The 17,203-nt window shown below is 69.7% G+C and carries 17 protein-coding genes; 3 read left to right on the forward strand and 14 right to left on the reverse strand.

Going from position 1 to position 17,203, the window contains the following annotated elements:
• The first annotated feature begins 284 nt into the window (after positions 1-284).
• The gene (locus NQO67_RS18910) at positions 285-1,136 is read left to right on the forward strand and encodes a helix-turn-helix domain-containing protein (RefSeq protein ID WP_255951224.1); all 852 of its coding nucleotides are present in this window, start codon (positions 285-287) and stop codon (positions 1,134-1,136) included.
• Between the two features lie 8 nt (positions 1,137-1,144).
• Positions 1,145-1,336, forward strand: coding sequence for a hypothetical protein (locus NQO67_RS18915; RefSeq protein WP_255951225.1), 192 nt, complete (start codon positions 1,145-1,147; stop codon positions 1,334-1,336).
• Positions 1,337-1,408: 72 nt separating this feature from the next.
• Here the strand turns inward: NQO67_RS18915 and NQO67_RS18920 are convergent, their stop codons facing one another.
• From NQO67_RS18920 to NQO67_RS18985, 14 genes are all read right to left on the reverse strand, one after another.
• Complete coding sequence (locus NQO67_RS18920; RefSeq protein WP_374119028.1) at positions 1,409-2,062, reverse strand: OmpA family protein; 654 nt, start codon at positions 2,060-2,062, stop codon at positions 1,409-1,411.
• A complete protein-coding gene (locus NQO67_RS18925) occupies positions 2,062-2,652 on the reverse strand; it encodes a hypothetical protein (protein ID WP_255951226.1) in 591 nt (196 codons plus the stop codon). The genes NQO67_RS18920 and NQO67_RS18925 overlap by 1 nt, the downstream gene beginning before the upstream one ends.
• Before the next feature lie 28 nt (positions 2,653-2,680).
• Positions 2,681-3,352, reverse strand: a complete 672-nt coding sequence (locus tag NQO67_RS18930; protein ID WP_308295676.1) for a pilus assembly protein TadG-related protein — start codon at positions 3,350-3,352, stop codon at positions 2,681-2,683.
• Positions 3,349-3,585 carry a hypothetical protein gene (locus NQO67_RS18935; protein ID WP_255951309.1) on the reverse strand — a complete coding sequence of 79 codons (237 nt, stop codon included), beginning with the start codon at positions 3,583-3,585 and terminating at the stop codon, positions 3,349-3,351. The genes NQO67_RS18930 and NQO67_RS18935 overlap by 4 nt, the downstream gene beginning before the upstream one ends.
• Positions 3,586-3,842: 257 nt before the next feature.
• Complete coding sequence (locus NQO67_RS18940) at positions 3,843-5,039, reverse strand: response regulator transcription factor (protein WP_255951227.1); 1,197 nt, start codon at positions 5,037-5,039, stop codon at positions 3,843-3,845.
• A 16-nt stretch (positions 5,040-5,055) separates the two neighbouring features.
• On the reverse strand, positions 5,056-6,630 hold the full coding sequence (locus NQO67_RS18945) for a sensor histidine kinase (RefSeq protein WP_255951228.1): 1,575 nt from the start codon (positions 6,628-6,630) through the stop codon (positions 5,056-5,058).
• 293 nt (positions 6,631-6,923) lie between these two features.
• Positions 6,924-7,811: a DUF5936 domain-containing protein gene (locus NQO67_RS18950; protein ID WP_255951229.1), complete on the reverse strand. Its 888-nt coding sequence runs from the start codon at positions 7,809-7,811 to the stop codon at positions 6,924-6,926.
• A gap of 63 nt (positions 7,812-7,874) precedes the next feature.
• On the reverse strand, positions 7,875-8,813 hold the full coding sequence (locus NQO67_RS18955) for a type II secretion system F family protein (RefSeq protein ID WP_255951230.1): 939 nt from the start codon (positions 8,811-8,813) through the stop codon (positions 7,875-7,877).
• A 120-nt stretch (positions 8,814-8,933) separates the two neighbouring features.
• Complete coding sequence (locus NQO67_RS18960; protein ID WP_255951231.1) at positions 8,934-10,274, reverse strand: TadA family conjugal transfer-associated ATPase; 1,341 nt, start codon at positions 10,272-10,274, stop codon at positions 8,934-8,936.
• A gap of 89 nt (positions 10,275-10,363) precedes the next feature.
• Positions 10,364-10,810, reverse strand: coding sequence for a TadE/TadG family type IV pilus assembly protein (locus NQO67_RS18965; RefSeq protein WP_255951232.1), 447 nt, complete (start codon positions 10,808-10,810; stop codon positions 10,364-10,366).
• Between the two features lies 1 nt (position 10,811).
• A complete protein-coding gene (locus tag NQO67_RS18970) occupies positions 10,812-11,159 on the reverse strand; it encodes a hypothetical protein (protein WP_255951233.1) in 348 nt (115 codons plus the stop codon).
• 355 nt (positions 11,160-11,514) lie between these two features.
• Positions 11,515-12,813: a CpaE/TadZ family protein gene (locus tag NQO67_RS18975; protein ID WP_255951234.1), complete on the reverse strand. Its 1,299-nt coding sequence runs from the start codon at positions 12,811-12,813 to the stop codon at positions 11,515-11,517.
• 113 nt (positions 12,814-12,926) lie between these two features.
• Positions 12,927-13,634: a Flp pilus assembly protein CpaB gene (cpaB, locus tag NQO67_RS18980; RefSeq protein WP_255951235.1), complete on the reverse strand. Its 708-nt coding sequence runs from the start codon at positions 13,632-13,634 to the stop codon at positions 12,927-12,929.
• Positions 13,635-13,993: 359 nt separating this feature from the next.
• Positions 13,994-14,869 (reverse strand): hypothetical protein, encoded by an 876-nt coding sequence (locus NQO67_RS18985; protein WP_255951310.1) that lies wholly within the window; start codon positions 14,867-14,869, stop codon positions 13,994-13,996.
• Positions 14,870-15,436: 567 nt separating this feature from the next.
• On the opposite strand from NQO67_RS18985, the gene NQO67_RS18990 reads away from it, so the two are divergent.
• Entirely contained in the window at positions 15,437-17,191 is a 1,755-nt protein-coding gene (locus tag NQO67_RS18990; protein WP_255951236.1) for a Flp family type IVb pilin, read from the forward strand.
• Positions 17,192-17,203 lie beyond the last annotated feature (12 nt).

The raw sequence follows: 17,203 nt of genomic DNA on the forward strand, positions 1-17,203 counted from the left end.
TGCGGATGACCTGAACCCTTGATGCGCGTGCGCGCGCTGCGGTGACGTCGGTGCCGGTGGCTTGTCTCCCTGGACGCCCACTCCGCCCACCCCCAGGGAATGGGTGCGCGGGCAGGGGGGCGTGATGCGCTTCCGGCCCAGATTTGTAAGCGCCTCACCACTGACTGTAAGCATGTCTGGGGCCATGCGTCTACTCGACCCGAGCCATTTACCCCCAACGTGAGTGGACCTAGAGCGCCCAGACGCGGCAGACTTGGGGCATCACCGGCACGAGAAGGGGCGGCATGCCGACGAGAACCACGCCAACCGAACGGCAGAAGCGCCTGGGCGCAGAGCTGCGCAAGATGCGCCTCGCGTCCGGCCGTACGACGGAGTACGCAGCAGGCCTGCTCGACATCGACCGCTCCCGCTTGGCCAACATGGAGTCAGGAATCCGCCCGATTTCACCCGAGCGTGTACGGACCCTGGCCTGCAACTACCACTGCACGGACACTGCTTACATTGACGCCCTTGCCGAGATGGCAAGCAGCAAGGAACGTGGCTGGTGGGAACGGGACCGGGGCACTCTCCCGGCCGGGCTACTGGACATCGCCGCCATAGAGTGGAACGCCACTCGGGTGCGCACCGCCCAAGTTATGCACGTGCCGGGCCTGCTCCAGATCGAGGATTACGCACGCGGGATCTTCTCCGCCCACCTGCCACCGCTGACGCGACTGGAGGTCGAGCTGCGCGTGGCCCACCGTATGGAGCGCCAGAAGGTATTCGAGCGCCCCGATCCGTTGCCATACGTGGCATACGTACACGAGGCGGCCTTGCGTATGCCGTACGGCGACGCGGACACGCCCCGGAAGCAGTTGGAGCACCTCTGCAACATGTCCGAACGAGACACGATTGACGTGCACGTCATCACCAACGAGGTGTCTGGCTTTCCTGGTTCAGGGCATGCCGTGCTGTACGCCGAGGGGGCGACACCTCAACTCGACACCGTGCAACTGGACTCTGTCGACGGCCCGGAATTCCTGTACGCGGAAACTCAGCTTTCGCAGTACCGGGCACACCTGGAGTGGATGCAGAACGCCTCGCTTTCAACAGAGGCATCACGGGACTACATCCACGCTCTTGCGCGAGATCTCTAGGAGAGCACATGTCTGACATCACCTGGGAAGCGCCGTTCTGCGCGTCGGGGAACAACTGCTTCCGACTCGGCACCGACAACGAAGGCAACGCCTACATCGCCGTATCCGGTCAGGAAGAGAACCACCTCACCGACAGCCGCGAAGCCCTCCGCACCCTCATCAGGGATATCAAGGCGGGCAAGGCCGACCACCTGCTGTAGGGCAGCCGGGAAACCGAACGGGCCGGCCCAAGCGGACCGGCCCGTTTCCGTCGGACGGGGCTACGAGAGGACTCAGGAACCCGAGTCCGAACCGCCGGATTCCTTGGGGAACGAGATCTCCACCCGTCGGTTCTTCTTCCGGCCGTCCTCCGTGTCGTTCGAGGCGATCGGGTACTTCTCGCCGTACCCGCGCACCTGGAAGGTGATACTCGAATCGTCGAGCGCCTTCTCCAACTGCCCCTGGACCGCGTTCGCCCGCTGCTTGGAGAGCACGTCGCCGTGGGCCGACGAGCCGAGGTTGTCGGTGAAGCCGAAGACGCGGACCTGGGTCGCGCCCTGCTTCTTGATCTCCGCCGCGACCTCCGCGATCCGCGAGTTCGCCGCGGAGCTCAGCTTGGCGCTGTCCTTGCCGAACAGCACCTCCGCCTGGAGGGCGAACTTGATGTCCTGGTTGGTGTCCTCCCGACGCTCCTGACCGCCGAGGTCCTCGACGACGGACTTGATGTCGAGCACCTTGGAATCGGCGAGCGTGGCGCCCTGGGGCAACTTGAGGTCAGGGTCACTGCCGTCGACCTTGACGGGCGGCGGTGCCGAGGAGGACGGATAAGGGCTGTCGTCGGCGAGTGCGTCCTGGGCGGAGACCACTCCCATCGCCAGGACCCCGGCGACCACGGTGACCGCCGCACGGACTCCCGCCCGCTGCGTACGGGTGAGGGCGGCGCTCATCAGGAGATCTCAATCGACGTGTTGGGGAAGCCCGGGAACTGGAGGTCGACGGAGGTCGTCGAGTCGGGCGGTGCGGGGAACTGGGCGAAGAACGTGAGCGAGGCGTTCGGCATGATGCTCGGGTCGAAGCCGGCTGTCGTCAGGGGCCGGTTGTCCGTGTCGCGCAGCACGTAGTAGCGCTTCTTGCCCTTGGAGTCCACCAGGGTCATGCCGGCGATCGAACGCCCGGTGCCGGCCACCGCCGTCTCGCTGCCGCTCCACTGGATCGGAATGGTGAACGCGTTGGCCCCGGGGTTCTTGAACTGGCCGCTGACGGTGACGAAGCCGCCGTTGTCACGCTTCGCCGAGTTGACGATCATCTCGATGCCGGCGTCGCCCTTGACATCCGCGATCGTCTCGGACGGGCTCGGCTCCGCGGTGGCGCCGTGACCGCCGTCGCCCTTACCGCCGCCGCCCTGGCTGCTGCTCGAGGAGGAATCGTCGGACGGTTTGTCGTCACCTCCGCAGGCCGTCGCGGTGAAGGCCAGGGCCGCGGCCAACACGGTGGCCGCCCCCGCCCGGCGCAGATGCCTCACGTGCCGAATGCTCATCGATGGTTTTCCCTTGCGCTCGTCGCTGTCAGTTCTCGGCCAGTCGGACGGTGAAGAGGTCCGCCATGTCCGGGAGAAGATCCAGGTGGTCCGGGTCGATCTGCCAGTCTCGGTCGTTGCACGAGATTGTTCCGGGCGACGGGTGCTTGTGACCGCCGTTTCCACCAGACCCGCCGCCGGTCGTCGCCGGAAGGGTGGTGGTGGGGTGCGGGCCGGGCGAACCGGCGCCCGGCGCCGGCCGGAACGAGCACCTGGGCTCCACCACCGCGGTGGCCTTGGACGTCGCCTTCTTGTCGGTGCCGGGGACGATGCTCTTGCCCAGCGACTTGTTCGACTCGACCACGACGGAGAACGCCCACCGGTCCCAGTGTTGCTCGCAGTCGGTGGTACCCGCGTCGTTGAGTTCCGCGAAGCGCGCGGCCGCCGGGCAGCCGTTGTACCTGCCGATGAAGCTGCCGTTGAGAATGCTTTCGAGCCAGGTGGGGTCGAGGACGTTCGTCAGGAAGAGGGAGTTCAGCTGGTCCCGGGACTCCTGGGCCGCCGCAAGGGCCGCGGAGTCGGCCGCGGACTGGTTGCCGTTGCGGGCGGCGTCGGCCCGGCCGAAGGTGAAGATCACGAGCGCGAAGAAGAGCAGGCCGACGACCGCTGTGATGTACAGCGGCGCGGCCTGCCCTCTGTCCTGACGCAGTGCGCGGATCAGGCGTGGTTCAGAATGCTGTTGACCTTCTCCGTGAACTTGTTCGCGATCGTGGCGCCCATGTTCGTGTTCAGCAGCGCGATGACGATCGCCACCACCAGAATGATGATGCCCACGTACTCGATCGCGCCCTGGCCCTTGTCGCCCCGGCGCCGCATCCGCTCGGTCGTGGTGTTCGCCCAGTGGCCGACGTAGACCTTGGTCGTGGCAACGGCCTTCAGCATCGTCTCGTTCATGGTGGTCCCCTCCGTTTTCGGCCGGCCACCGTCCGGCCGACACTGCGATCGTCTCCCTGCTGCCGCCCTGCGTTCCGGCTTCCTCCCTGCCGGACTCGCTGGCGACACTGGAAAAGTACGCCGTGGAGGGGTCACCCGGCATGGGCCCGCGGGCCCAAGTGCGGGCCCAAAGACGGTGCGGGCCGTGCTGGGTCCGTGCTCCCAGGTGCGGGGCCCGGGTGGCACCCGTGCGCGGGGCCCGGACGAAGGTACGACGCTCAGCCATGGTGGGCCCCGCTTCCCGGTGCCGTGCCGAGCCAGCGGGCTATGGCCTCGCTGCGGCTGCCCGCGTGGAGTTTGGCGAAGATGCGGTTGATGTGGTTCTTGACGGTCTTCTCGCTGATGAAGCAGGTGGCGGCGATCTGCTGGTTCGTCATGCCCGACGCGATCAGGTCCATGACTTCCACCTCCCGCTGGCTCAGCCCTGCCCCGATGCCGCGGGATACTGCGCCCGCGGCGGCCGATGAGGACGACTGTGACATGCCCGCTTGCGAAAGCGAAGATGTCGATACGTTCTGTTGCGAACCTGTCACATGCCCAGGAGCTGGGAATCCTGGGCTGCTTGGCATCGACGGCGACTGCTGTCCGCCCGATCCATGTGCGAATGCAGACGACTGCGAAGGTGCCGCTCCGGCCGGCGGACCCGGCCGGTAGCCGGCGCCGGTGAAGGCCGTGCCGAGGCCCTCCGGCAGCGGCGGCGGATCCGCGGGTGGGCCGTCGGCGCGCATCCGGGCGAGCAGGGCGTCGGACGCCGTGCGCGTCAGGGGCGCGTGACCCGCCTTGATGTCGCGTACCGCGGCCACCAGTTGGTCGGCGGTGAACTCGCCGTGCACAAGATAGCCGCCCGCGCCGAGCCGCAGGGACTCATGGACGATTTCGGCCTCCCGGCTGTACGTCATCATCAGCACCGGCGCTATCCGCACCAGGTGCGGCAGCGCCGAGATGCCGTCGACGCCGGGCATCCGGACGTCGAGCAGGATGACGTCGGGGCGGTGCCGCTGGGCGTGCTCGTAGGCCTCGCGGCCGTCGGAGGCCTCGGCGACCACCTGGATGTCGTCGCGGCCGGAGAGCAGTGCGGTGAGCCCGGCGCGCACCACCGGATTGTCGTCGGCGACGACGACGCGCAGCGCGCCCGGCGCCGACGGCTCGGGGAAGCCGGGGAACCCCTCGGACGGGGCCGGGCCCGGGACGGCCGTGACACGGGCCGGGGTGTGCTCGGAGCGGGCCACCGAATGGCCGGAGGTGTGCTGCGAGACATGGTGGTGCGGGGTGCCCTGGTGGCCTGTGGGCTGGTGCGCTGCGGGCACCGGACCGGTGGGTCCCCGGCCGGTGAAGCCGGGGACGGCGGGCCGGGGCCCGGTGAGGTGGTGGCCCGCGGACTGGTGTCCCGCGGGCTGCTGGACGTCGTCGGGCATGGTTCGCGGCCTCCTCTCAGGGGGTGTGCGGTGACGGATGCGATGACGTGGCGTCGGGCGGGAGCTGCGGGGTACGCCGCGGCGCCTGCCAGGTGTGGTCGACGCCGGGCCAGGGGTGCTCGGCGCCGGCGGTGGCCGCGGGCGCGCCGGTGGGCGGCGGTGGTGCGGCGGCCGGCCGCGGCGGTGCGGGGGCGCCGTCCGTGCCGGTGGCCGGCAGGGCGGCGAGCGGGAAGTCGACGTGGACCACCGTGCCGGACTTGCGGTTGCCCTGGCCGATGCGGATACGGGCGCCGATGGACATGGCGCGTTCGACCATACCGAGCAGGCCGAAGTGGCCGGCCTGCTTCAGGCCGTCGAGCGTGGTGCCGGGCGGCAGTCCGCGGCCGTCGTCGAAGACGCTCAGGCGCAGCTGGCGTCCGATGATGCCGGTGGTGACCTCGACCCGGCCGGCCTCGGCGTGCCGGTGCGCGTTCTCCATGGCCTCGGTGGCGATGGTGAGCAGCTGGCGGGCGACGGCCTGCGGCAGCGCGGGCAGCGGGGTGCCGGGGAGCGGACGGTACTCGGCGTTCACCCCGGAGCGGCGGGCGAAGTCCGCGGTGCGGGCCGCGAGTTCTGCGGAGATGTCCACGCTGCCGTCAACGCTGGAGGCCCGGCGCAGGTCACTCAGCAGCTCGCGGGACTCCGCAGCGGCGCGCCGCGCGGCGCGCGCGACCTGTTCCGCCTGGTGCTTCACCGTCAACGGGTCCATGCGGTCCGCCGACTCGGCGAGGCCGTCGGCGTGCAGCGCGAGACCGTGCAGGGTCTTGGCGACGGAGTCGTGCATCTCCCGGGCCAGCCGGGCCCGCTCCTCCTCGACGGCGCCGGTGACGGCGAGCCGGGCGCGGGTCTCGGTGAGCGCCTGCGAGGCGGCGCCGAAGCGCAGCAGCAGTCCGCGCAGGGTGCCGCCGACGGCGCCCGCGAGCGCGCACAGCCCCATCAGGAGCAGCCCCAGGGCATCCGCCTTGAGGTCGTCGACGGCGTAGGCGGCGGCCAGCAGCACGATCTGGAGCGCGGCGAAGATGCCGGCGCCGCGCCAGCTGTAGACCAGCCCTGCGAGCAGCGGGGTGCAGATGCAGACGATGCCGAGGGTGGAGTGCGGCGAAGCGGTGAACAGCAGCAGCGCGCCGAACAGCATGTCGACGGCGAGCAGCGACGGGTGGCGGAGCAGCACCGGGCCGAAGCGCTCCCAGTCGCGCATCAGCACGTACGACACCATGAAGGTGACCAGCACCGCAGAGCCCACCAGCCAGGCGGCGAGGCCGGCCTCGGCGGTGGCGAGCGCGAACGGGGCGGCCAGTGCCGTCATGGCCAGCCGGAACCCGAAGAGCTGCCGGCAGAGCGCCTGGAGGGCGTTCACCTGGATGGGCAGCGACGGGACGTGTCCGCCGGTGCCGACGACGCCGACCACCCCGCCGGAGCCGGAGCCGCGGGCGGGAGCGCCGGGGTCGGGGCCGCCGGGGGTCCCGAAGGCGCCCGGGGTGCCCGCGGGTGCGTCCATGGGGCTCGGGGTGCCGCCGATCAGCGCGGCCGGGGACCTGCGTCGCTGGAGCATCCTCGCGTCACCTTCTCTCCGGTGGCTCCCTCGTACGTGCTTCCGGTGTGGTGCGGGTGGTGCGGGTGGTGCGGCGGTGCCTGGGTGGCCGCCGGCGGGGTGCCCACCCTCCCCCAGTGCCCTAAGGGCCTGGGAGGTACCCCCCCACGCCCCAGCGGAACGACTGCCCACAGCGGGGTGGGAGGGGGCGTGGTTGCTCGTTCCCCGCACCTGTTCCCACGCTGTGCCGGAGTGTGACGGTTCCTGTCAAACCTGGCGAGTCCCACCGGACGCGCCGTCGGCGGTGCGCCTGATCAGCCGCCCAGCAGCTGGTTGAAGTCGACCCCCGATGCGTAGTAGAAGCCGACCGCGATGAGGATTATCGTCGCGGGAAGCATGACGCTGGTCACGATCAGTGTGGATTTCGGCACCGCTTTGGCAGCTTTCCGGCGGGCGTTCTGCGCGTCGGTGCGGCGCATGTCGTTGGCGATCTGGATGAGCGTGTCCACGATCGGGGCGCCCAGCTCCTCGCCCTGCTGGAGCGCCGAGACGAACATCGACACCTGCTCGGAGTCGTTGCGCTTGCGCAGCTGCTCGAAGGCCTCGCGGCGGCTGACGCCCATGTCCATCTGGCGCAGCGTGATGCGCAGCTCGTCGGCCCACGGGCCCTGGTACTTCTCCGCCACCCGCTCCAGGGCCTGCCGGAAGCCGAGGCCTGCGGAGACGACGACGGCGAGCACGTCCAGGAAGTCCGGCAGGGTGCGCTCGATGTCGTCACGGCGGCGGCCGATGGCGACCCGGATCAGGGCCTCCGTCCAGAAGAAGCCGTACACGGCGAAGATGAGCGCCAGCACCAGCTGGCCGTTCATCAGCATCACCACACCCGCGATGAAGCCGAGCCCGGTGTAGACGGCGCGCCGGGCCGCGTACCGGTCGACGGTCATACCGCCCGGGTTGCCGGCCATGTCCAGCTTGCGGCGCACCGCCTCGACGCGCTTGGGGCCCATCATCCGCAGCACGCTCGGTGCGTACCGCATGCCCATGCGGTCGACGGCGGAACCGGTGGCGCTGGTGCGCGAGGCGCCGACCTCCAGGGCGACCGCGAGGTCGTCGGGGAGCTTGGCGTCGGCCCGGTACAGGCGGACGCCGGCGAAGGCGCCGTAGACCGCCAGGCCCATGACGACTGCGAGCGCTAGTTCCATGGCGAGTGTTCCTTGCTGGGCGACTGTGGGAGGGCTGGAGGGGTGCGGGTCTGGCGGGCTGCGTCAGACGCGGATCCTGGTCAGCCGGTTGATCATGAAGAAGCCGAGGCCGTAGAGGCTGGCGGAGATGATGACGGCGACCTTGCCGACGAAGGATCCCGTCATGTCGTCCAGGGCGCCGGAGCGCATGCTGTTGACGATGAGCAGGAAGCCGAGGCCCAGGATCGGCACGGCGACCGCGGTGACCTTCACCTGGGAGAGCAGGGTGGTGACCTCGCGGCGGGTCTCCTTGCGCTCCTCCAGGGTCTCGGTGAGGTTGCGCAGGGACGAGACGATGGTGCCGCCCGCCCGGTTGGACAGGATCAACGTGGTGACCAGCACGGTCAGCTCACGGGACGGCAGCCGGTCGGACAGCTCGTTCATGGCGTCGTCGAGCGAGTGGCCGATGGAGAGCTGGTCGGCGACCCGGCGCAGCTCCTCGCCCGCCGGGTCGTCCAGTTCGTCGGCGGCCATCGCGATGGCGGTGCGCAGTGCGAGGCCGGCCTGGGTGGCGTTGGCGAGGATGCGGGTCAGTTCGGGCAGCTGGCCGATGAAGGCGGCGGTGCGCTTGGCGCGCTGCCAGTTGAGGAACGCGTTCGCGCCCCAGATGCCGATCAGCACCGCGATCAGGCCGAAGAAGGAGGTGAAGATCGCTTCCATCACGAAGTAGATCACCAGCAGGCCGCCGACGGCGTAGACGAAGTACTCGCCGGGCGTGATGTCGAGACCGGTCACCGCGATCTTGTGCTCGATGGCCCGGCCGAGCTTGGTACCGCGCAGCCGCCGGTCCACGCCGGGGAACCGCCGGACGCGGCCGAACGCCGTCGGGCCCTGGCCGGCGGCGGCCAGCCGGTCGACCAGTTCCTCACGCTGGGCCTTGCCGGCCGAGTAACTGTGCAGGCCGACGACGGCGAACACGCAGGCGCCCAGCGTGACGCCTACCGTGGCGAGGGTCAGATCCATGGGGACGGCTTTCTTCCGTTTTCTTCCGTGGGTTTCAGGTCGTAGCGGACGGGCGGGGACGGGGACCGGGTCGGACCCGGTCAGGTCGGGTCCGAGCGAGTCGAGTTGAGTTGAGTTGAGTCAGACGATGGACTCCCGGATGGTGAGGTCCGACTCGACGTCGGCCACGCCGAAGACCGGGGAGACGGCCTCGTTCTTCATGCGCATCCGGTCGGCGATCCGGCGGGGCAGCGGGAAGTACTGGAACTTGCCGTAGATGCGGCCGTCCGGACTCATCGGCTGGGCGTCGAACCGGCAGACCGTGGCGATCTTGTACTCCTCGCGGCCGTGCGAGTGCAGCAGCGCGATCTCGGTGACCCGGCGGGCACCGTCGGCGAACCTGGTCAGCTGCACCAGCACCTCGACCGCGCTGTTGATCTGGTCCTTGATCGCGACGAACGGGATCTCCACCTCGGACATCGAGGCCAGCGTCTGGAGTCGCATCAGCGCGTCCTCGGCGCTGTTGGCGTGCACGGTGGCCAGCGATCCGTCGTGACCGGTGGACATCGCCTGGAGCATGTCCAGGGTCTCGCCGCCACGGACCTCACCGACGATGATGCGGTCCGGGCGCATCCGCAGCGAGTTGCGGACCAGGTCGCGGATGGTGACCCGGCCCTTGCCCTCCACGTTGGCCGGACGGCTCTCCAGGGTGATCACATGGCCCTGCTGGAGCTGGAGCTCGGCGGAGTCCTCGATGGTGACGATGCGCTCGCCGTCCGGGATCATCGCGGACAGCGCGTTCAGCAGCGTCGTCTTGCCGGTGCCGGTCGCGCCGGACACGATCACGTTGAACTTCGCCCGGATCAGCGAGGCCAGCAGCACCACCATGTGCTCGTCGAGCGAGCCGAGGCCCACCATCTCCTGGAGCGTGAAGGCGCGCGGGAAGCGCCGGATGGTGAGCACCGGGCCGGTCAGCGACAGCGGCGGGATGATCACGTTGACACGCTCGCCGGACGGCAGGCGGGCGTCGACCATCGGATTGGCCTCGTCGACGCGGCGGTTGACGGTGGAGACGATGCGTTCGATGGTCTGCATCAGCTGCTCGGTCGAGCTGAACCGCATCGGCAGCTGCTCGAGGCGCCCGCCGCGCTCCACGAAGATCTGGTCGGGCCCGTTGACCATGATCTCGCTGATGGAGGCGTCCTCCAGGAGCGGCTCCAGGATGCCCAGGCCCAGCGCCTCGTCCACCACGCGGCGGATGAGCACCGCACGCTCGTTGGTGGACAGCACCGGGCCCTCGCGGCTGATGATGTGCCCGAGGACGCGCTCCAGACGGACCCTGCGGTCCGCGGTGGCCAGCGCGGACATCTCCGCGAGGTCGATCTCCTCCAGGAGTTTGGCGCGGTAGACACCGACGAGGTAGTTCTCCTCGTGCGGGGTGCCCTGCGACTCGGGGCTGTGGATCCGGGCCCTGAGACTCATGTGCGGTACTCCTTGGGGGTCGGACGGTGACGCTGGGGGTCGTCGGTGGCGCGTCGCCGGTGGCTCGCTGGTGGACGCCGGACGCCGGGTCAGTCGCGCGGCATCGTGACCGAGCGTTCCGCGGTGCCGAAGTCGAGACCGGGCACGACGGTCGGAATGGTGACGTGTGCGGTCACCGTGACCGAGTCGTACCCGTACACGGGAGAGTCGACGTCCGCGTCGAGCCAGTCGCTCGTGGCGTCGTCGCCCGCGGCCTGCGGGTTGGCGGACGTGTGGGGGAGCTGGGACGCGACACGTGCGGCGGCCCGGGCGGCGGTGCCGGCCTGCTGGACGGCGTAGATGGCCAGGCCCAGCTGGACGGCGCAGAGCCCCACGAAGAGGAGGATCGGCAGCAGGCCGACGTACTCGATGGCGACCTGCCCCCGGTCGCGACCGGGTTTCCCGACCCGGCCGCGGGCCCCGAAGCGGAATCGGAACCGGTATCGGCCGATGGCGTGCGTCGACGCGATGGCGTGCGTGGACGGTCGTCTGGCCATGTCAGCTCTCCCTCGCCGCTGCGGACTTGCCGGTGACCGTGAGCGGGATGTCGACGAACCCGGGGAACAGCAGGGGGACCTTCAGGTCGGCGTGGGCCTGCACCAGGTCGCCGGCCACGTAGCAGCCGACGCTGGCGCCCGACTGCCAGGCCGTGGGCAGGTCCTGCTCCCCCGCCGTCCGGCAGGCGCTGTTGCGGTCCTCCCAGGGGTCCACCTGGGCGCCCGCGTGGACCGCCTGGTCGGCGGCGTTGCCCGCGAGGATGAAGGTGTAGCCGGTGAGGGCGGCCTGCCACAGGATGATGAGGGTGGCCAGGATCGCGGGCACCATCGCGGTGAACTCGACCGCCACCTGGCCGCGGTCGTCCCGCCAGTCGCGGCGTTTCGGGGTGCCCCCCGGCCTGCCCCTTCGGGTCGGTGACGACGTGACGGTCTCGTCGTGGCCGTTCGCGCCCCGCGGCGAAGCCGCTGATCGACACAGCCCCGCGTCCCTGGAGAGGGCGCGTAGCGCCCCGATAAGGGGCGCGGGGAACTGCGCGACCAGCCCGCCACCGGCGAGTGGTCCGGAAACGACCCGGACTGCCCCACCCGGACGGTGACGACCCGCAGCCATCGTCGTGGCTGGTCGCGCAGTTCCCCGCGCCCCTGTGTCGGCTGGCCGCGCCCAAAGGGCGCCTATCTCCGGAAGCCTCATCGTCGACGTCCCCCTACCCGTCCGTTCTCGGCGCTCTTGGAGTTCTGCCCTCTTCGTCGTCCGACGCACCCCGGCGGCGCAGCCCGAAGGAGCCGCGGTCGCCGCGCAGGCGTCCCTTGGTGGAACCGGTGGCGCCCTCCGTGGCGCGTACCAGGCCGAGCTGGCCCGCCAGCGCCCACAGCGCCTGCTTCACCGTCGACTTGGACTCCAGGTCCTGGAGCCGGCCCGCGTCCACCGCGCTCTGGAGCTCCTTGAAGCCCGCCGGCACGGCGATGGGGGCGACCTGGGTCCCGGTGATCTTCTGTACGAGCGGCGGCTGGATCTCGGTGTTGCGGATCCAGCGGTTGATGACCGTGACGGTCTCCTCCGGCTTGCGGATCTGTAGCCGCTGCCACATCCGCACCATCCGCTTGGCGGCCCGCACCGCGACCACGTCCGGGGTGGTGAGCAGCAGCGCCATGTCGGCCATCTCGATCGCCGCGGCGTTCGCCGAGCCGAGCTGGGTGCCGCAGTCGATGATGACGACCTCGTGGCGGGAGCGCAGCGCGCTGATGATCTGCCGCACGGTGCGGTCCGGCACGTCCTCGCCGCGTTCGCCGTCGGCCGGCGCGAGCAGCAGCACCAGCCCGGTGTCGTGCACGAACACGGCGTCCTGGAGCACCCGCGGCGATATGTCCTGGACGGTGGCGAGGTCGACGATGGAACGGCGGAACTGCACGTCGAGGAAGGAGCCGACGTCGCCCGCCTGGAGGTCCATGTCGACCAGCGCCACGCTGTGCCCGGACGCCCGTGCCGCGAGCGCCAGCTGCACCGCCGTCAGGGTGGTGCCGACGCCGCCCTTCGCACCGGAGACGGTGACGACGGTGCCGCCGGGCCCGGTGAAGACCTCGGCGCCGCTGCCCAGGTGGCGGCGGACCCCCACGGACCACTGCGCGGCGGTCTGCACCCGGCTGGCCAGCTCCTCGTAGCTGAGCGGCAGCGCGACCAGGCCGCGTGCGCCGGAGTCCATGGCGGCGGAGAACAGCCCGGCGGAGGCGTCGGTGGTGATCAGGATGACGCCGACCGCGGGGAAGCGCAGCGCGACCTCGCGGATCAGCTCCAGTGCGGGCACCGGGCCGATCCGCTCGTGGACCAGCACCACTTCGGGCAGCTCGTCCAGCGACTCGCCGGCGTGCCGGGCGAGGGTGTCGAGCAGCGTGGTGGAGTCACCCACCGGGGGAGCCGGGTCGGCGTCCGGGAGCTGGCTGAGCAGGGTCGTGACCGAGCGGGCCACGTCAGGGTCGCCGACCGTGGGGAGGATCCTTGTGGTCATCCCAACCTCACCGGTCCTCGTGTCTGGTCATCCGAGCCTCACTGTCCTCAGTCCTCGTCCTCGTCCGTCCTTGTCCGGCGGTCCACGGGCCCGGTGGCCCCGAAACCCTCGTCCTACTTGTCCCTGTCGAGGGTGTACTGCTGGTCACCCTTGGGGATCGAGGTGTCGCTGCCGGGTGCGACGAGGGCGAGGCGCACGTGCTCGGCGAAGGACTCGGCATAGGCGACCCGCTGGGCGTTCAGGGTGTCCAGGGCGAAGGTGATCGGGACGGCCTGGGTCGGCTCGCTCTGCGGCTCGTCCTTCTTCGGCTCCAGGGCGGTGATCTTGCCGACCTCCAGCACCCGGGCGTTCTGCACGATCACCCGGGACTGGGCCTTCTCGTTCTGGGTGCGCCCGGCGAAGGTGGCGTAGATGTTGACCGTCGAGCCCGGCGTGATCTTGCCGGCGACACCGGTCTCGGCGTCGATCATGATGGCGATCTCCTGCTCGCCGGCCTTCAGCTCCGGCTGGTTGACCAGCATGTCGGACTGGAGCAGCGAGCCCTTGCGGAGCGTGGTCACCGCGATCTTGCCGTTGAGGTGGGAGAGGTCGGTGACCGCGGTGTCCGGCAGCCACCGCTTGGGCATCGAGACCTTCTTGAACGAGCCGCTGTCCAGCGCCGTGTACGGCGCGACGTCGGTGGTCAACTCGTAGGCGGAGACCTCGGGCCCGACTTTGGAATTCACGTCGCTGATCACGGATATGACCCCGGCGAACGCGGCGAAGGCGCACAGGACCGAGATGAGCAGGAGTATGACTCCGCGGCGCTGACGTGAATTCATGAGCGGGACGACCTCGTTCGGTTTCCGGGGAATCGTGGGCGAGTGACAAGTCTGGAGCGTGTGCCGGTCTTGCCGGCCCGGTAGGGCCTGTGGGCCTCGTTCGTCTTACTGGCCGTGCAGGTCCTACTGGCGACGCAGCTCTTCCGTGCCGTGCAGGTCCGCACGGTCCGCCCCGCCCGGGCGGCCCGGTCCGGACGGTGACCACGGCCCGGGTGACCATGGCCCGGGTGTCCGTGGTCCGGTCCCGGGGCGGCGGGTGTACCTCCCGAGGCGACGGGTGTACCTCCCGCGCCCGCCGGACACGGGTGCGCAGGGTGCGGGACGCCGCCGGGGCGGCGGGCGAGCGTGCACACGGCGGGTTACGACCTTGGGGACGCGGGCAACGTCCCCTCCGTAGGGACACCCGCCACCGGTTTTTGGTTCTGCCGCGGTGTGCGCGGGGGCAGCGAGGCGGCGCAGAAGCAGCACCGGTCGCCGATCAGTTCCATGCTGCACCAGTGGCAGCGCTCCCGCCGCACGGACGACACCAGCTGATGGATCACGGAGACGTCCGTCAGGTGCGCCACGAACTCGATCAGCTTGCCGGTCCCCCACCAGCGCGACGACTCCGCGGGCAGCCCCGCCTCGTGGAGTCCCTGCACCCGCCAGGCCGGCGCGAGGGTGGCGGTCACCCAGTCGGACTGGAGCTGGCCGCGCGCGACGGTCAGTTGGGTGGCGTACTCGGGGCCCTTCAGCTGCGCGTCCGGGCCGATCTTGACCAGCTGCGGCTGGGGGCTGGCGACGACGCCGAACTGGCTGCCCGGAACCCAGGATTTCGCATGCGATTTCAGACTGACCGGCACCCGGTCAAGACGGGCCACCGAGTTCAGCAGGGCGCCCGCGTATATGTAGTGCGCGAGCAGGCGGGCGGATGCGGCGACCACGCCGGCCGTGAAATCACACACCGACAGCTGTCTCAACTGCCGGACCAGAACGGCCAGTCCGAGCGGTGGCAGATCCGATTCGATCAATGCGATGCGATCGCTCTCCAGGATCGAGCGCACGGTGTGCAACCGTCGGACAAACGTCACGTCGAGTGAGGACGGATAGAGCACGACCACATAGCCGAATTGCTCCTGTAGCACCTGCATCTCGGCGAGGGCGGCTTCCAGCGGCTGATCGCCGGGCGCCTGCAACGGAACCGCCGTCGGCGTCTGTTGATCGGTCGGCGGCAGGACCAGATCTGCTCCGGTCACTGCGATCGCGGTCGGCACGTCACGGTCCCCCGTCCACTGTTGGTCTGCCGCAGACCGGTCTCGTCCCATCCAGCCGAAGCCCGGAAGTGGTCACCCGGTCGCGGTGGCCCGCGGCGGCCTCCGGCTGCCCCAGCACCATATCCAGCGCCCCGGCAGGCAGAGAACACTTACCGCTTTTCCAGAGTGATCGAACCCCGTGTCGAAGCCAGACAAGGCGGACAGGCCGGGCGCGCTCGCCCTCCATTTGCGCCGCGCTCCCCCTCCTTTTGCACCGGCGCGATCGATACAACCTTGAACGAGATTCCTCTCATTCGTTGGTGAAAATCGGTGGTCCGCGGTTGACCGTAATGACTGTCGGTCACATCCCCCGGCATTGCGGGCGTACGACCGGGCGCCCCTCACGGTACTCGGGAATTCCGGGCGCGCACGGGCCCTGCGGCACCCAAATTCTTGGGCCTTGTGGTGGGCCCCCGGGCCCATGTGCCGGGCGCCACGCGGCACTTAACCTCCCCGCCAGCGGCCCGGCGCAGCAGACGGCCGAAGGGGCAGGGACGGGGGGAGGAACCCATGGGCGAGGGCATACGGCCGAGCGACGACCCCGAGGGCATAGCGTCGAACGGCGACCGCGCACACCTACCGGCGGACACCGGCGAGAGCGCCATACCGGCGGACGCCGACGAGACCCACATACCGCCGGGCACCCACGAGACTCGCACACCGGTCGACACCGGCGAGACCCGCACACCGGTCGACACCGGCGAGTTCCGCGCACCCGCGGGCGCCGGCAGGACCCGGACGGGCCACCGCCACTGGGACGACCGGGGCGCGGCCGCCACGGAGTACGTGGGCGCCGTCATCGTCATGGTCGCCATCGTCAGCGCGCTGCTGGCCACCAACATCGGGCAGAGCATCGCCAACACCTTCCGCAGCAAGATCTGCCAGGTGCTCGGCCTGGGCAGCTGCGGCGGGGCCAACCCGCCGCAGGGCGCACCGGTCACCGACTCGGACTACGAGCCGCCGCTGTGCCAGGTGTCGTCCATCTCCGACAAGGCCGGCGACAAGATCAAGATCCTGTTCTTCGAGATGGGCAACGAGTTCGGCGTCCAGGAGCAGCACTTCAAGTCGAAGACCGACGTCAACGGGGACGGGAAGGTCGACGACAAGGACGAGCTGATCTACCTGACGTTCACGGACGCCGCGTCGGCGGGCGTGAAGAAGGACTTCAAGCCGGGGATGAAGCTCGGCGACATGGGCAACGGCGAGATCGAGATCGGCGCCGGCATCAAGGTCACCAACGGTGACACCTACGTCTTCACCAGCCCGGACGAGGCCAAGAAGTTCCGCGACGACATCGAGACCATCGAGTCCTACCAGCAGCGGCAGATGATGCCGGGCGGCGGCGAGGCCAGCATGGGCGACGCCTTCCTGAACCTCTTCCACAAGGGCCCGCTGCACGACTACGAGGAGGCCGAGAAGCGCGTCAAGGACGGCCTCGGCGACGACCGGCGGATCACCTACGGCAAGGTCGGCCTGGACCTGTCCGGCAGCCTCGGTCTGAAGCTCAACTCGCCGGACGACGAGGCGATGAGCTCCAAGCTCGGCGGCCATGTCACCTTCACGCCCGACGTGACCTGGACCAAGGACGCCTACCGCCACACCAAGTCGTACACGTACTCCGCATCGTTGCAGTACGGCGCGGACGCCACCGTCGCCTTCGGACCCGAGGAGTACGGGGTCTCCACGAACACCACGCGGACCGGCGCCATCACCGTCACCCGTGACGAGAAGACCGGCAAGCTGCTGGGGATCACGATGACGCAGACCATCGAGGGCGCGAGCGCGAAGGGCAAGGGCAAGGTCAGCGACGACAACGGCAAGGAGGGCAAGGACAAGCGCGGCGGCGGCGGTTCGGTCAGCAGCAACGACAGCGAGACCGGCATCAAGGTCGTCACCAACCAGATCTCCTTCGACCCGGGCACCGCGGGCGACGCGGACCGTGCCCTCGCCCAGCAGTGGCTGGACGGCTCCGGCAACAACACCGCCCCGTTCGAGTACCTCTTCGGCAACCACGCCCCGACCAGCAAGCCCGGCAGCGACGACCCGTTCGGGCAACTGCTGTTCGACAAGGGGAAGTCCAGCCTGACCAACTACACCGGCGAGACCAACGCCGCCGAGTACGGCTTCGAGCTGAACCTGGGCCTGAGCCTCGGTTTCTCGGTCAGCACCGAGCACAAGGAGGAGACGCTGAACGACGCGCAGTTCCTCGGCGCGCCCCATGACGGCCAGCGTTCCTACCTGCCCTACAGCTACTGTGCGAACTGACGACAGGAGCGA

The organism is Streptomyces odontomachi (assembly GCF_024435355.1).
GTDB lineage: Bacteria > Actinomycetota > Actinomycetes > Streptomycetales > Streptomycetaceae > Streptomyces > Streptomyces odontomachi.

Bases quoted from the DNA above. Each gene is read 5' to 3' on its own strand.
- NQO67_RS18910 (WP_255951224.1), top strand. From the start codon at position 285: ATGCCGACGAGAACCACGCCAACCGAACGGCAGAAGCGCCTGGGCGCA.
- NQO67_RS18915 (WP_255951225.1), top strand. From the start codon at position 1,145: ATGTCTGACATCACCTGGGAAGCGCCGTTCTGCGCGTCGGGGAACAAC.
- NQO67_RS18920 (WP_374119028.1), bottom strand. From the start codon at position 2,062: ATGAGCGCCGCCCTCACCCGTACGCAGCGGGCGGGAGTCCGTGCGGCG.
- NQO67_RS18925 (WP_255951226.1), bottom strand. From the start codon at position 2,652: ATGAGCATTCGGCACGTGAGGCATCTGCGCCGGGCGGGGGCGGCCACC.
- NQO67_RS18935 (WP_255951309.1), bottom strand. From the start codon at position 3,585: ATGAACGAGACGATGCTGAAGGCCGTTGCCACGACCAAGGTCTACGTC.
- NQO67_RS18940 (WP_255951227.1), bottom strand. From the start codon at position 5,039: ATGCCCGACGACGTCCAGCAGCCCGCGGGACACCAGTCCGCGGGCCAC.
- NQO67_RS18945 (WP_255951228.1), bottom strand. From the start codon at position 6,630: ATGCTCCAGCGACGCAGGTCCCCGGCCGCGCTGATCGGCGGCACCCCG.
- NQO67_RS18950 (WP_255951229.1), bottom strand. From the start codon at position 7,811: ATGGAACTAGCGCTCGCAGTCGTCATGGGCCTGGCGGTCTACGGCGCC.
- NQO67_RS18955 (WP_255951230.1), bottom strand. From the start codon at position 8,813: ATGGATCTGACCCTCGCCACGGTAGGCGTCACGCTGGGCGCCTGCGTG.
- NQO67_RS18960 (WP_255951231.1), bottom strand. From the start codon at position 10,274: ATGAGTCTCAGGGCCCGGATCCACAGCCCCGAGTCGCAGGGCACCCCG.
- NQO67_RS18965 (WP_255951232.1), bottom strand. From the start codon at position 10,810: ATGGCCAGACGACCGTCCACGCACGCCATCGCGTCGACGCACGCCATC.
- NQO67_RS18975 (WP_255951234.1), bottom strand. From the start codon at position 12,813: ATGACCACAAGGATCCTCCCCACGGTCGGCGACCCTGACGTGGCCCGC.
- cpaB (WP_255951235.1), bottom strand. From the start codon at position 13,634: ATGAATTCACGTCAGCGCCGCGGAGTCATACTCCTGCTCATCTCGGTC.
- NQO67_RS18990 (WP_255951236.1), top strand. From the start codon at position 15,437: ATGGGCGAGGGCATACGGCCGAGCGACGACCCCGAGGGCATAGCGTCG.